Genomic DNA, 13936 nt, shown 5'->3' on the forward strand with positions numbered 1-13936 from the left:
CAACTTGACTCAACGCAGCGGAATAAAACCTCAACAATATGACAAAAATTAAAGTAGCTAATCCGGTGGTAGAAATCGATGGCGATGAAATGACACGAATTATCTGGAGCTTTATTAAAGAACAATTAATCCTTCCTTATTTAGATTTAGACATCAAATATTACGATTTAGGAATTGAGAGCCGTGAAGCCACCAAAGACCAAATTACAATTGACTCAGCCGAAGCCATTAAAAAATACAACGTGGGAATCAAATGTGCCACTATCACTCCGGACGAAGAAAGAGTAAAAGAATTCAATCTTTCGGAAATGTGGAAATCCCCTAACGGAACCATTCGTAACATCGTAGGCGGAACGGTTTTCCGTGAACCTATCATCATGAGCAATGTGCCGCGTTATGTACAAGGTTGGACCAAGCCAATTGTCATTGGCCGTCATGCTTTTGGAGACCAATACAAAGCTACAGACAAAGTAATCAAAGGAAAAGGAACTTTAACGATGTCATTTACTAATGAAGCCGGTGAAACCACTGAATGGAAAGTATACGATTTTAAAGGAGATGGTGTTGCTATGTCTATGTACAACACTGACGAAAGCATCTACGGATTTGCTCACTCTTCGTTCCAAATGGCATTGACCAAAAAATGGCCTTTATACCTTTCGACTAAAAATACGATTCTTAAAGCCTACGACGGAAGATTTAAAGACATCTTCGAAGAAGTATACCAACAACACTACAAAGCGCAATTTGATGCTATCGGAATTACTTACGAACACCGTTTGATTGACGACATGGTCGCTTCGGCTATGAAATGGAACGGCGGATTTGTTTGGGCTTGTAAAAACTACGATGGTGATGTACAATCGGACACGGTAGCTCAAGGATTCGGTTCGTTGGGCTTAATGACTTCGGTATTGGTAACTCCGGATGGAAAAACTGTAGAAGCCGAAGCCGCACACGGAACCGTAACCCGTCATTACCGCGAACACCAAAAAGGAAGAAAAACATCAACTAATCCTATTGCTTCCATCTTTGCCTGGACTCGTGGTTTAGAGCATCGAGGAAAATTAGACAACAACCAGGAATTAATTAAGTTCTGTAATACCTTAGAGCAGGTTTGTATCGAAACGGTTGAAAGCGGAAAAATGACCAAAGACTTAGCCATGTTAGTAAAACCGGAAGGTTTAACAGAGGCTGATTATTTGACAACTGAAGACTTTTTACAAGCATTAAAAACAAACTTAGATAAAAAACTGGCTTAATTTTTTAAGTCTGTCCCAATAAAAAAGCGACCTAATGGTCGCTTTTTTATTTTTCTTCCTGCTGCAATTGCAATTCAATTCCTTTTACTTTCCTGATTTTAACAATTGCGTTATATCCGGTATTGAGTGCCCATTTTTGATTGGTCACCACTACTTCATGTCCGTCATAAAAAACAAACTGACCGGTATTAGGAAATAATTCTCCGGTATTGAGCGCTTGAATTTTAATGGTATTCAAGCCTTCTTTCAATTCAAGCTTATACTTTTTCATTCCCGACTCTAAATATATGGCCGGTACCACTATTTGGTCGTTGAGCCAAATACTCACATTATCCCCATCAATAGCTCCGTAATCGCGGCAAGCAATGCTTATATTAAAAGTCGTGACCGTGTATTCACCCAAAAACATGTCACTGTTGACAATTTCTCTCGAAACCCCTTCCTGCTTCATCATATCATTCATCTTTTCGGTATATGCCTTGGCCGGATTTTCAAACTGGGGTTTGTTATCCATGACGCTTTTCTCTTCTTCGGGCTGTTTTTTTAAGAGTGAAACACTTTCGGTTAATTTATCTTTTTTGTCAAAAATACTCGGATAAGTAATGGTCTTGGATGATGTGGGAGCTATTGTACCCGAACTGTTGGTAACCGGAGCAATCTTAATCGTTTTTTTGGGCAACTCAAACTGAGAAAACCCTTTGAAGGACAAGAATAAAAACAGCATCAAAAATCCGGGACTTTTCATCATTAACAAATTGATGGTGTAAAAATATTCAAATTATAAACATCCCAACTTTTTAATTAACCAAAGCTTAACAGATTTTAAACAGCTGCAGATTAAAAGAACAATAATCTACCGTATTTTTGAAAAAATAAAAAATCACAACTCCCAAATCAATGCTGGTGGCCGCAACTTTTTGGAATCTTTTGCATCTGCATCAAAAAAAAAGCATAAAGACGGTAACATTTAACCAATTGCATCGTCAAATGCGCAATCAAAATAAAATCATCAATTCAATGCAAACCAAGATCAAACTGTTGTTGCTTTTTTTAGCGACAACATTTTCCTATGCGCAAGGCACAGGTAACAATGAATTTTTAAAAGAAAAATTCACCCTCAGTGGCACCATCACCGATGCCAAAACAAATGAAACCCTTATTGGTGTAAATATTTTTATCCCTGAAAAAAAAGTTGGGATTACAACCAATGAATACGGTTTCTATTCTATTACACTTCCCAAAGGGACCTATCAAATTCAAATTAGCTACATGGGATATGAAACGATAGAAGAAACTATTTCACTGACCAAAGACCTTAAAAAAAACTATGCCTTAACCGAAACCGGAGAGCAGTTAGAAGAAGTGGTCATCACCGAAAAAACAACCACTAACACCCGCAAACCCGAAATGAGCGTTAACAAACTCTCAATCGCAACCATCAAAAAAATACCGGTGGTTTTGGGCGAAGTTGATGTATTAAAATCGTTACTGACTTTACCGGGCGTAACCAATGCCGGCGAAGGACAGTCGGGGTTCAACGTGCGTGGCGGTGGAGCGGACCAAAATTTAATTTTGCTCGACGAAGCGACCATTTTTAATTCTTCTCACGTTTTCGGGTTCTTTTCGGTTTTCAATCCCGATGCCATCAAAGATTTAAAACTGTACAAAGGCGGTATCCCATCGCGTTTTGGCGGGAGAGTCTCATCGGTTTTAGACATTTACCAAAAAGACGGCAACAGCAACAAATTCAGCATGAACGGAGGTATCGGCCTCATCTCAAGTCGTTTGCTGGCCGAAGGCCCTATCGTAAAAGACCGAGGTTCGTTCCTTTTTGCCGGACGTGCTTCTTATGCCCATTTGTTCCTGAAATTATCGAACAATAAAAATTCGGCTTATTTCTACGATTTGAATACCAAAATGAATTACAAACTCAACGCCAACAACAACATGTTCCTTTCGGGTTATTTTGGACGCGACGTTTTCAGCCTGAATGACAGTTTTATCAATACTTACGGCAATGCCACGTTAAACCTGCGTTGGAATCATTTGTTTTCGGATAAATTATTCTCCAATTTATCTTTGATTTACAGCGATTACTATTACGGTTTGGACCTGAATCTTTTAGGATTCTTATGGAATTCGGGCATCAAAAACTACAACATCAAATACGATTTCAGACATTATGTAACCGATAAAATCAAACTCAACTATGGTGTAAGCGGTATTTATTACGATTTCAATCCGGGAACAATCGAACCGTCAGAAACCAGCTCGGGAATTAATTACAAACAATTGGAAAAGAAATATGCTTTTGAACCGTCCATTTATATAGATGCTGAACAAAAAATCACCAAAGCCCTTTCTGTTTCTTACGGTTTGCGCTACAGTCAGTTTTACCGTTTGGGAAGCTCAACCGTAAATCTGTATGCCAATGATGAGGCAGTGGTTTTCAATTCGGATTTACAACTTTATGAGAAAGGCACTCCGATTGACACGAAATATTACGGCCACAACAAGATCATGAAAAGTTTTGCCAATTTGGAGCCGCGCTTTGCAGCGTCTTATCAGTTAGACGACAACCAATCGGTTAAAGCCAGTTACAACCGTATGACGCAATACCTGCAATTGATTTCGAATACCGCATCGCCAACGCCTTTAGATGTGTGGACGCCAAGTGACAAATACATTAAACCGCAAATTGCCGACCAAGTAGCGCTTGGCTATTTCCGAAATTTCAAAGACGATAAGTACTCCCTTGAGGTGGAAACTTTTTATAAAAAAGTAAAAAACCGAATTGATTACATAGACGGAGCTGATTTGATTGCTAATGAAGCCTTGGAACAAGTGATTTTAAATGGCGAAATGAGAGCTTACGGCTTGGAAATCTTATTGCGAAAAAATACCGGAAAACTCAACGGCTGGATCGCTTATACTCTCTCTAAATCCCAACAGAGAACTCCGGGCAGAACCCCTCAAGAAACCGGAATCAACAACGGAGCCTGGTACAATTCGGGGTATGACAAATTGCACAATTTATCGGTGACCAGTTCTTATAACTGGAACCCGAAATGGAGTTTTGGAGCGAACTTCGTGTTGCAATCGGGGCAGCCGGTGACCCATCCTAACGGACAATACCAGTACGGTGACGACGGCGAAACAATAACCATCCCAAGTTACGGTTTGCGAAACGGAGACCGCTTACCGGTTTACCACCATTTGGATTTATCTGCAACCTACACCCCAAAACCCAACAAGAAAAAAGGCTGGCAAAGCGAATGGGTTTTCAGTATTTACAATGTATACGGGCGTAAAAATGCGGCGTCGATTTCATTCCGACAAAACGAAACTACCGGAGCCAATGAAGCGGTTCGCTTGTCTATATTCGGAGTCGTTCCGGGTGTTAGTTATAACTTTAAATTTTAATTCTATGAAAATTCTATCCTATATATCAGCAATAATCGCGATTGTTTTCCTAAACAGTTGTGAAGATGTGGTGCATGTTGATCTAGACACCGCTGCCCCACGATTAGTCATCAATGGTTCCATTCAATGGCAGAAAGGAACTGTCGGAAACGAACAAAAAATACGATTAACGACCACAACAGGCTACTACGACACCGTGATTCCGAGTATTTCGGGCGCAACGGTAACCGTAACCAACAGCGACAACGTGACGTTTAACTTCATCGAAGAAGTGCCTAATTCAGGCATTTATTTGTGTCACAATTTTGTACCCGAAATCGACAAAACGTATGTGATGACTGTGGTCTTAAACGGAGAAACGTACACCGCTACCGAAACCCTGAAAAGCGTTGCTCCTATAACTACTATAGAACAGAAAAACGAAGGCGGTTTCAGCGGAACCGATGTCGAAATCAAAACGTTCTACAATGATCCGGGCAATGCCGACAATTTTTATATGTTCAAATACAAGTCCAGCATCAACGCTATGCCGACTTATGATGTAAGCGAAGATAAATTCTACCAAGGCAACGAGTTTTTCGGGTACTACACGAACGAAGACATTGCGGCCGGAGACCAACTGAACATAACCATTTACGGCATTTCGAAACGGTATTTCGAATACATGAAAAAATTGATTTTGATTTCAATGGGCAGCGGCGGCCCGTTTTCTACCCCACCGGCTACCGTTCGGGGCAATATCGTCAATCAAACCCATCCCGACAATTATGCTTTAGGATATTTCAATCTGTCGGAAACCGACATTAAGAATTATACCATCCAATAAAAAAAGAAAGGGGCACGGAGGAGCAGGTTTTATTACTAACTTCGTGCCTCTAACTTTTTACAATCTGAAAATGTCATCACACCACATTGTTCGCGACGATCAGGAACCGGCTTTAATCATAGCGAACGGAGAAGCCTGCAGTGCCGAATTGCTCGGACAATTATTAGAATGGTCGCCTTTGGTTATCGTTTTAGATTCAGCCATCGAGCGCGTGTTGGCGTTGGGCATCAAAGTTGATGTGCTCCTAGGTGATTTTGATCGCGGATTTGATGCCGACTATTATAAAGAGCAGCAGTACCCCATTGAAATTGTATACGCCCCCAATCAGGACAAAACCGATTTGGAGAAAGCTTTTGATTATTTAATCGAAAAAGGCCACAAAGCCGCCAATGTGATTTGGGCCACCGGAAGACGCGCCGATCATACCATTACCAACCTGACCAATATCGTAGCCTATCGCCATGCGCTGAAAGTGGTTATTTTAGATGACCACTCTAAGGTATTTTTGTTGCCCAATGTTTTTGAAAAATGGTATCCCGCCGACACCATTCTGTCGTTAATCCCCATAGGAAAAGTAACCGGCATTACGACTCAGAATCTTTTTTATGCGCTGAATAACGAAGATCTGACCATAGGATACCGCACCGGAAGCAGCAATCATGTTACCCAAGACGGCTTGGTCAGCATTACCCATACCGACGGCGATTTGCTGCTGATGGAATGTTGGGATTAATTGCCAAGTGAGAATACAATCAAATGCAACGCACGACCAACTTATATAAAAATTAATCAAATCTTTATCTTTATTAACCGCTATCAAACTAAAATTCAACTACTTTTATTCTGGATTTAACATTCAGAATATATGAAACGTCTGCTAACGGTTTTCTTTTTGTGCCTCAACCTGTATAGCTTTGCTCAGGAAACAGCGACCCTGCAAAACGCTTTGACCAAAGCGGCACAAGAACATAAAAAAGTACTCTTCTTCTTCTCGGGCTCGGATTGGTGCGCCCCATGTGTAAAATTCAAAAGAAACTTTATTGATTCGGAAGATTTTAAAGCTTTTGCCACCACGCATTTGGTTGTGTTCAATGCTGATTTTCCGCGACAGAAAAAAAATGCGCTTTCCAAAACACAAACGTCCGAAAACGAAAAACTGGCGGATCAATACAATCCGAAAGGCCTGTTTCCGTACATTATTTTGTTTGATGAAAACGGAAAAATCATTCGCAAATGGGAGGAACTGCCCGGAATTACCATCAACGAGTTTATCGACCAATTAAAATAAATATATGCTTTTCAAAAAACAAACTCGCTTAATGGGCAATCAGTTTGAATTTTCTGTTTTGGCAGAAAAAGAAACGATTGCGGGGGAACTTTTTGAAATTGCCATAGCCGAAATTCAAAGAATCGAAGCATTGCTGACAACCTTTTCGGAAACCAGTACCACCTTTCACATCAATCAAAATGCCGGAATCCGACCAGTGGAAGTTAGCGACGAAGTATTTCAACTCATCAAACGAAGCCAGTTTATTTCTAAAATTACACAAGGTGCTTTCGATTTGAGTTATGGCAGCCTTGATAAACGGTTTTGGAATTTTGATTTGAATATGACTTCACTGCCCGATGCGGATACCGCAAAAAAATCAGTGGCCTTAATCGATTACCGCAACATCATTTTAGACGAGACCCAACAAACGGTTTTTTTGAAAAACAAAGGCATGCGTATTGGTTTTGGCGGAATTGGCAAAGGATATGCCGCCGAAATGGCTAAGAAAAAATTACTGGAAAACAATGCCATGAGCGGCATTGTAAATGCTTCGGGTGATTTATCGGCCTGGGGGTATCAGGAAAACGGAGAACCCTGGACCATAGGCGTCGCCGATCCCAATCAAAGAAAATCCATTTTTTCCGCTTTTAAAATCACCAACAAAGCCGTAGCGACATCCGGCAATTACGAAAAATTTGTGCTGATTAACAACAGACGCTACTCGCACACCATCGACCCTAAAACGGGGTTTCCGGTATCCGGAATTAAAAGTGTAACCATCATTGCCGATAATGCCGAAATTGCAGATGCTCTGGCAACTCCGGTCACCGTGATGGGCATCGAGGTGGGTATGGATTTCATCAACCAGTTAAAAACCATCGGCTGTATTCTTATTGACGATTACGACAAAACGTATTTCTCAAAAAATATCACGATTACTCAAACCCAACACCTATGAAAAAGTTGCTATTCCTCATCGCTTTAGGCACATGTTTCTCGTGTGAACCTGTCAAAGAGTACCAAAAGGCAAAACTCAATGATGCCGAAATGGTACTGACCGCCAAAAAAACGGAAAAATTTGAAAACACCTTCCAACTCTACCGAGAAGCGGCTTCAGGAGCCAATGGCGGAAAAACCGGTGGAGGTTGCGGTTGCAATTAATTTTTTAGCAGATGAAAAAGAGAGTCATATCCGTAGCAGTACTGGCATTTCTGTTTTCCGTACAGGGAAAAGCACAAAACGATACCGTCTCTGGAAATTATAAAAAGCAAAAATTAAAACTCGAGGAAATCAACTTCATTTCGAGCTATTATTCGCAAGACGGGAACAATTCAGCCGTAACGGGCGGGGTTGGCACCGAAAAACTCACGGATATCGCCACCAATATTGAAGTCATTTTATCCAAGAAAAATCAAAAAAACAATGTTCACGGTTTTGATTTGAGCTTGGGCATCGACAGTTACACGTCGGCCTCTTCAGACAAAATTGATCCCAGCACCGTTTCCTCTGCTTCTTATCAGGATGTTAGAGTGTATCCGGCGGCCAATTATACGTTTACCAACACCGAGCAGAAATACGCTCTGAATGCCGGAGTTTCCTTTTCGGCTGAGTTTGATTATACCTCTATCGGAACCAATATTGGTTTTACCAAAACCTCAAAGGACAACAATCGCGAATTCTCGGTTAAAGCCATGGCTTTTTTTGACACCTGGAAAGTAATTTTGCCCATCGAACTGAGGAACAACCCTTCTGACGATGAAGCCAAACACTTGGATACCAAACCAAGAAATTCATATAACTTAGGATTTACATTATCACAAGTCATCAATAAAAATTTCCAGTTGGCTTTACTGGCTGATTTAGGCTATCAAGACGGTTTGTTGGCTACCAAATTTAACCGGGTTTATTTTGAAGATGCCAGCGTTCGGTCGGAAAAACTGCCTTCCAACCGCTTCAAAATTCCGGTGGGCATCCGAGCCAATTACTACATGACAGATCGGATTATTTTGCGTACGTTTTACCGCTACTATTACGACAACTGGGACATCAGCGCCCACACCTTCAGCATTGAACCCAGCATCAAGCTCACGCCTTTTGCTTCGTTGTCCTTGCCGTATCGTTTTTATACGCAAAACGCTGCCAAGTACTTTCGACCGATTTATCAACACGAACTTACCGATTCGTATTATACCAGTGATTACGATTTATCCAAATTTACCAGTAACATGATTGGATTGGGTTATCATCTGACAGATAGCAACAAAGGGATTTTCAACGTCAAAAGAATTCACAGTTTGGAACTGCGCTATGGCTATTACACGCGAAACAACGGCCTGAGTTCCCATATCATTACGCTGGCCTTGCAATTTAAATAAGGTGTAGCTTTTTGCGTTTTTACTTCGTAACTTAGCCCCTTTACTACACAAGATGAAATTCCAAGTCGTATCCGAATACCAACCTACCGGTGATCAGCCGCAAGCTATTGAAAAGTTAGTTGCGGGCATCAACAATGGCGAAAAGTACCAAACGCTGCTCGGGGTTACCGGCTCGGGAAAAACATTTACCATGGCCAATGTGGTACAAGAAGTCGAGAGACCTACCTTGGTATTGGCACACAACAAAACGCTGGCCGCCCAATTGTATTCGGAATTCAAGCAGTTTTTCCCTAACAATTCCGTACAGTATTTTGTTTCCTATTACGACTATTATCAGCCCGAGGCCTATATTCCGGTAACGGGGGTTTTCATCGAAAAAGATTTATCCATTAATGACGAGCTGGAAAAACTCCGCTTAAGTACCACTTCTGCCCTGCTCTCCGGACGGCGGGATGTTTTGGTCGTCGCTTCCGTTTCGTGTTTGTACGGAATTGGAAACCCAGTAGAATTTCAGAAAAACGTCATTTCCATAGAAAAAGACCAAATGATTTCGCGCACCAAATTGCTGTACCGTTTGGTACAAAGTTTATATTCCCGAACCGAGGCCGATTTTCTTCCGGGTACATTTCGCATCAAAGGCGACACGGTAGAGATTTTTCCGAGCTATGCCGACGAGCCGTTTCGTGTGCATTTTTTTGGGGATGAAATTGAGGAAATTGAAGCCTTTGACGCCAAATCGTCTAAAGTTATCGAACGGTATGAAAAACTCAATATTTATCCGGCCAACATGTTTGTAACCTCTCCCGATGTATTGCAGGCGGCGATTTGGGAAATTCAACAGGATTTGGAAAAACAAGTCCGTTATTTTAAAGAAATCGGCAAACATCTCGAAGCCAAACGCTTGGAAGAACGCACCAATTTTGATTTGGAAATGATACGCGAATTGGGCTACTGCTCCGGCATTGAAAATTATTCGCGCTATTTGGACCGACGCCTTCCGGGCACGCGTCCGTTTTGTTTGTTGGATTATTTCCCGGATGATTATTTGATGATTGTAGACGAGAGTCATGTCACCATTTCGCAAGTACACGCCATGTATGGCGGTGACCGCAGTCGGAAGGAAAATTTGGTGGAATATGGTTTCCGCTTGCCGGCCGCTATGGACAACCGCCCGCTGAAATTTGAAGAATTCGAAAGCATGCAAAACCAAGTGGTGTATGTTTCGGCAACACCGGCCGATTACGAATTGCAAAAATCGGAAGGCGTATATGTAGAGCAAGTAATTCGTCCGACAGGCTTGTTGGATCCCATTATAGAAGTACGTCCGAGCTTGAATCAAATTGACGATTTAATCGAAGAAATTCAGTTGCGCTGTGAGGCCGATGAGCGGGTATTGGTAACAACATTAACCAAAAGAATGGCGGAAGAACTGACCAAATATTTGGCCAAAGTTTCCATCCGTTGCCGTTACATTCACTCCGATGTGGATACTTTGGAACGTGTGGAAATCATGCAGGATTTGCGCAAAGGATTGTTTGACGTGCTGATTGGAGTCAACCTGCTTCGCGAGGGTTTGGACTTGCCCGAAGTGTCCTTGGTTGCCATTTTGGATGCCGATAAAGAAGGTTTTTTGCGCAGCCATCGCTCCCTCACACAAACGGTGGGCCGCGCCGCGCGTAACGTGAACGGAAAAGCCATCATGTATGCGGATAAGATTACAGCCAGTATGCAAAAAACGATAGACGAAACCAATTACCGCCGTGAAAAACAAATGGCATTCAATCTCCTTCACGGTATTGAACCCAAAGCGCTCAACAAAAGCCTCAACAACGCCTTGAGCCACAACTCGGTTTCGACGTCTTATTTTGAAGAAAAAATGGCTAAAGCCGCTGAACCGGAAAGCCAGTATTTATCCAAAGCCGAAATCGAAAAGAAAATCCGCGATACCCGAAAAGCCATGGAAAAAGCAGCCAAAGACTTAGATTTTATGCAGGCGGCTAAATATCGGGATGAAATTCAGGCGTTGCAAAACAAATTGGCATCAACCTAAAAAACGATTTTGAAAAGTATTTTTGCTCATAAAGATCAGATTCCAAACCAAAACCAACTCAAGGACGCTTTGGCAGGCACCTATGAATATTGGCAAACGTTTGTCGCGCATACCCAAAAGCTTTCGCCTAAAGCCACTCAAACATGGCATTATTCAGGCGACCTGTATGGGTGGAGTTTCAGAATCAAAGACAATAAAAGAATCCTGATTTATCTTTTGCCCCGAGATCAATTCTTTAAAATCGGGATGGTTTTCGGGCCCAATGCTACCCATCAAATCATGACAAGCACCATTAGTGAAACCATCAAAAAAGAACTGCAAGCCGCAAAAGCCCATGCAGAAGGAAGAGGTATCCGAATCGCCATCACTGAGCCTACTTTTATTCAAGACGTGCTTACACTCATTGACATCAAAATAAACAGCGGCCACAAGTAAAAGCGATTTTACCTCTTATCAATCGATTGATCATTACAGTCGAGCGGCTGCAAAAGTCCCACTTTTTGTATTTTTTCATACAAAATGTAACAAAAGGATGCCTAAAACGTCTTGTAGGGACTTTTGTTGGGAAACCAATTTAAATAATCATCAATCAATCATGAAAAAAACACTAACAATCGTTAAGTACGTTGTAGTCTGTGTACTACTGCTTATCGCCGGAATCTTAACCTACGTCAAGACCATGTTGCCCAATGTGAAGGACGCTCCCCAAATGAAAGTATCCATGACACCCGATCGAATTGAAAGAGGAAAATACCTCGCCAATAACGTGATGGTTTGCATGGACTGTCATTCTTCAAGAGACTGGAGCAAGTTTGCGGGGCCTCCCAAAGCCGGCACCATGGGAATGGGCGGCGAAGTTTTTGATCAAAACTTGGGGTTTCCCGGAAAATTTATTGCGCCTAACATCACTCCTTTTGCCCTAAATCAATGGACTGACGGTGAAATTTTCAGAGCCATCACGACCGGAGTGAATAAAGACGGCAAAGCGCTTTTCCCGGTAATGCCGCACATCAGCTATGGAAAATTAGACAAAACCGATATCGAAGCAGTAGTCGCTTACCTGAGAATCCTCGCTCCGATAGAACATCAGACAGCGCCTTCATCGCCCGATTTCCCGATGAATTTTATCATCAATACCATTCCGTCTGAAGCCCAATTCAGTAAAATTCCGGAGGATAAAAATTCAGTCGCCTACGGAAATTATTTGGTAACCGCCGGCGCTTGTTTTGATTGCCATACCAAACAGGAAAAAGGAAAATTTGTGGGAGAACCTTTTGCCGGAGGATTTGAATTCAAATTACCGGATGGTTCGGTAACCACCTCGGCCAACCTCACGCCGCACAGCAGCGGCATCGGAAATTGGACGGAAGCACAATTCATTCAGCGATTCAAAGTTTACACCAATCCGGATTACAAAGCACCTCAGGTAGCACCGGGTGAATTTCAAACTCCGATGCCTTGGATGATGTATGCCGGCATGAGCAAAGAAGATTTGGCCGCCATTTACAAATTCCTTCGCACTTTAGAGCCTAAGAAAAATGAAATCGTCCGATTTAAATCGGCACGCTCCTAATTAGAATTTCCCAACAAAAGTCAATAAAAAAGCGCCTTTTCAGGCGCTTTTATTTTATGTTTCAAGGATTATTGTATCGAAATTAAACGTTTTGGTTTTGGTAAGGCTTCCTGCTTTTTAGGCAATGTAACCAACAACACTCCGTTTTCATAATTAGCATTGATGTCTTCTGTATTTACTGTATCAGGCAAGGTAAAAGCACGACGGAAAGAGGCGTAGCTGAACTCTCTGCGAGTATATCTTCCGGTATCGTCTTTTTGCTCGCTTTCATTTTTCATTTCAGAAGAAACGGTCAATACATTGTGATCGATTTCAATCGTAAAATCGTCTTTCGACTTACCCGGTGCCGCGAGTTCGAGGCTGTAATGGGTATCGGTTTCCTTAATATTTACGGCTGGAATATTGGATTGGAAATTTTGTAATCCGCCAAACCAATCCGGTTTCAAAAACTCATCAATAATGGATGGAAAGTTGCTGTAATTTTTCTTAACTAAGTTCATGGTTGTAGAATTTAATGTTAAACTTCATTTTGATTACAACCCCAAATAAACAAAAGCCATACCAAGACCCATTTGAAGTCATTTTGACCACAATTCTCGGGTAAAAAATGAAAAAATGACGGATTTAAGAATTCTTTAACTGACTAAATATCAGTTTAATTGTTCCTGAAACACCTCTAATAAAAACTCCGGCGAGACCATTTTGGTTGGTGAGCTTTCCATGGCTTTGAGCACGCGTTTGATGGCGTGAGGATTGAGCCCCATGTTAATCCCGATTTCGTGTATTTTATTGTGTTCACGTTCGTGCAACACTCCGTCACAGTGCATCAACAAGGCCAAACGGTAAAATTGCTGTATGCGTTCGAATTCGGATTTGATGACTGTTGGATAATTTTCCTGATGGAATAAGGCGTTAAAATCTTCCCTTTTCACCTGAAGTTCTTGGGCAATCATTGACAGAAAAATATATTCTCTCTCGTGTAATCTTCCGTCAATTACAGAAAAAGCAATCATTTCGGTCAGCAAGGCTAATTTATCTTCGTATGTATCCATCTGTCGAACTATTATTTTTAGCTAAAATATAATTTTTTGTGAAATTGCAAGCTATTATTATTTTGAAATCATTTTTGATTTATTTTTACCGAGTTAATCATTTAG

Annotated in this window: 14 protein-coding genes; 11 read left to right on the top strand and 3 right to left on the bottom strand. The window is 41.5% G+C overall.

From position 1 onward, the window contains the following. Positions 1 to 38: 38 nt before the first annotated feature. Positions 39 to 1262, top strand: coding sequence for an NADP-dependent isocitrate dehydrogenase (locus EZL74_RS04035; RefSeq protein ID WP_131475313.1), 1224 nt, complete (start codon positions 39 to 41; stop codon positions 1260 to 1262). Positions 1263 to 1308: 46 nt separating this feature from the next. Here EZL74_RS04035 and EZL74_RS04040 read toward each other — a convergent pair whose 3' ends face one another. After that, positions 1309 to 2010 carry a hypothetical protein gene (locus tag EZL74_RS04040; protein ID WP_131475314.1) on the bottom strand — a complete coding sequence of 234 codons (702 nt, stop codon included), beginning with the start codon at positions 2008 to 2010 and terminating at the stop codon, positions 1309 to 1311. A 269-nt stretch (positions 2011 to 2279) separates the two neighbouring features. On the opposite strand from EZL74_RS04040, the gene EZL74_RS04045 reads away from it, so the two are divergent. From EZL74_RS04045 to EZL74_RS04090, 10 genes are all read left to right on the top strand, one after another. Beyond that, entirely contained in the window at positions 2280 to 4685 is a 2406-nt protein-coding gene (locus EZL74_RS04045; protein WP_131475315.1) for a TonB-dependent receptor, read from the top strand. 4 nt (positions 4686 to 4689) lie between these two features. After that, complete coding sequence (locus tag EZL74_RS04050; protein ID WP_131475316.1) at positions 4690 to 5511, top strand: DUF4249 domain-containing protein; 822 nt, start codon at positions 4690 to 4692, stop codon at positions 5509 to 5511. Between the two features lie 70 nt (positions 5512 to 5581). After that, positions 5582 to 6244 (top strand): thiamine diphosphokinase, encoded by a 663-nt coding sequence (locus EZL74_RS04055; protein ID WP_131475317.1) that lies wholly within the window; start codon positions 5582 to 5584, stop codon positions 6242 to 6244. 132 nt (positions 6245 to 6376) lie between these two features. Next, on the top strand, positions 6377 to 6799 hold the full coding sequence (locus EZL74_RS04060; protein WP_131475318.1) for a thioredoxin family protein: 423 nt from the start codon (positions 6377 to 6379) through the stop codon (positions 6797 to 6799). Between the two features lie 4 nt (positions 6800 to 6803). Then, positions 6804 to 7739 carry an FAD:protein FMN transferase gene (locus EZL74_RS04065; protein WP_131475319.1) on the top strand — a complete coding sequence of 312 codons (936 nt, stop codon included), beginning with the start codon at positions 6804 to 6806 and terminating at the stop codon, positions 7737 to 7739. Further along, positions 7736 to 7942, top strand: a complete 207-nt coding sequence (locus tag EZL74_RS04070; RefSeq protein ID WP_131475320.1) for a DUF4266 domain-containing protein — start codon at positions 7736 to 7738, stop codon at positions 7940 to 7942. Before EZL74_RS04065 ends, EZL74_RS04070 begins: the two co-directional genes overlap by 4 nt. A gap of 11 nt (positions 7943 to 7953) precedes the next feature. Then, positions 7954 to 9156, top strand: coding sequence for a DUF3570 domain-containing protein (locus EZL74_RS04075; RefSeq protein WP_131475321.1), 1203 nt, complete (start codon positions 7954 to 7956; stop codon positions 9154 to 9156). 52 nt (positions 9157 to 9208) lie between these two features. Further along, the gene (gene uvrB / locus EZL74_RS04080; protein WP_131475322.1) at positions 9209 to 11206 is read left to right on the top strand and encodes an excinuclease ABC subunit UvrB; all 1998 of its coding nucleotides are present in this window, start codon (positions 9209 to 9211) and stop codon (positions 11204 to 11206) included. A gap of 9 nt (positions 11207 to 11215) precedes the next feature. Then, complete coding sequence (locus tag EZL74_RS04085) at positions 11216 to 11641, top strand: DUF3788 family protein (protein ID WP_161971689.1); 426 nt, start codon at positions 11216 to 11218, stop codon at positions 11639 to 11641. Positions 11642 to 11801: 160 nt separating this feature from the next. Next, positions 11802 to 12779 (top strand): c-type cytochrome, encoded by a 978-nt coding sequence (locus tag EZL74_RS04090; protein WP_131475324.1) that lies wholly within the window; start codon positions 11802 to 11804, stop codon positions 12777 to 12779. Positions 12780 to 12847: 68 nt separating this feature from the next. On the opposite strand, the gene EZL74_RS04095 is transcribed toward EZL74_RS04090, so the two are convergent. Beyond that, positions 12848 to 13279 (bottom strand): Hsp20/alpha crystallin family protein, encoded by a 432-nt coding sequence (locus tag EZL74_RS04095; protein ID WP_131475325.1) that lies wholly within the window; start codon positions 13277 to 13279, stop codon positions 12848 to 12850. A 150-nt stretch (positions 13280 to 13429) separates the two neighbouring features. After that, positions 13430 to 13831: a tellurite resistance TerB family protein gene (locus EZL74_RS04100; protein ID WP_131475326.1), complete on the bottom strand. Its 402-nt coding sequence runs from the start codon at positions 13829 to 13831 to the stop codon at positions 13430 to 13432. Positions 13832 to 13936 lie beyond the last annotated feature (105 nt).

Source organism: Flavobacterium silvisoli, from assembly GCF_004329815.1.
Lineage (GTDB): Bacteria > Bacteroidota > Bacteroidia > Flavobacteriales > Flavobacteriaceae > Flavobacterium > Flavobacterium silvisoli.

Bases quoted from the DNA above. Each gene is read 5' to 3' on its own strand.
- EZL74_RS04045 (WP_131475315.1), top strand. From the start codon at position 2,280: ATGCAAACCAAGATCAAACTGTTGTTGCTTTTTTTAGCGACAACATTT.
- EZL74_RS04050 (WP_131475316.1), top strand. From the start codon at position 4,690: ATGAAAATTCTATCCTATATATCAGCAATAATCGCGATTGTTTTCCTA.
- EZL74_RS04060 (WP_131475318.1), top strand. From the start codon at position 6,377: ATGAAACGTCTGCTAACGGTTTTCTTTTTGTGCCTCAACCTGTATAGC.
- uvrB (WP_131475322.1), top strand. From the start codon at position 9,209: ATGAAATTCCAAGTCGTATCCGAATACCAACCTACCGGTGATCAGCCG.
- EZL74_RS04040 (WP_131475314.1), bottom strand. From the start codon at position 2,010: ATGATGAAAAGTCCCGGATTTTTGATGCTGTTTTTATTCTTGTCCTTC.
- EZL74_RS04100 (WP_131475326.1), bottom strand. From the start codon at position 13,831: ATGGATACATACGAAGATAAATTAGCCTTGCTGACCGAAATGATTGCT.
- EZL74_RS04075 (WP_131475321.1), top strand. From the start codon at position 7,954: ATGAAAAAGAGAGTCATATCCGTAGCAGTACTGGCATTTCTGTTTTCC.
- EZL74_RS04095 (WP_131475325.1), bottom strand. From the start codon at position 13,279: ATGAACTTAGTTAAGAAAAATTACAGCAACTTTCCATCCATTATTGAT.
- EZL74_RS04055 (WP_131475317.1), top strand. From the start codon at position 5,582: ATGTCATCACACCACATTGTTCGCGACGATCAGGAACCGGCTTTAATC.
- EZL74_RS04065 (WP_131475319.1), top strand. From the start codon at position 6,804: ATGCTTTTCAAAAAACAAACTCGCTTAATGGGCAATCAGTTTGAATTT.
- EZL74_RS04035 (WP_131475313.1), top strand. From the start codon at position 39: ATGACAAAAATTAAAGTAGCTAATCCGGTGGTAGAAATCGATGGCGAT.
- EZL74_RS04070 (WP_131475320.1), top strand. From the start codon at position 7,736: ATGAAAAAGTTGCTATTCCTCATCGCTTTAGGCACATGTTTCTCGTGT.
- EZL74_RS04090 (WP_131475324.1), top strand. From the start codon at position 11,802: ATGAAAAAAACACTAACAATCGTTAAGTACGTTGTAGTCTGTGTACTA.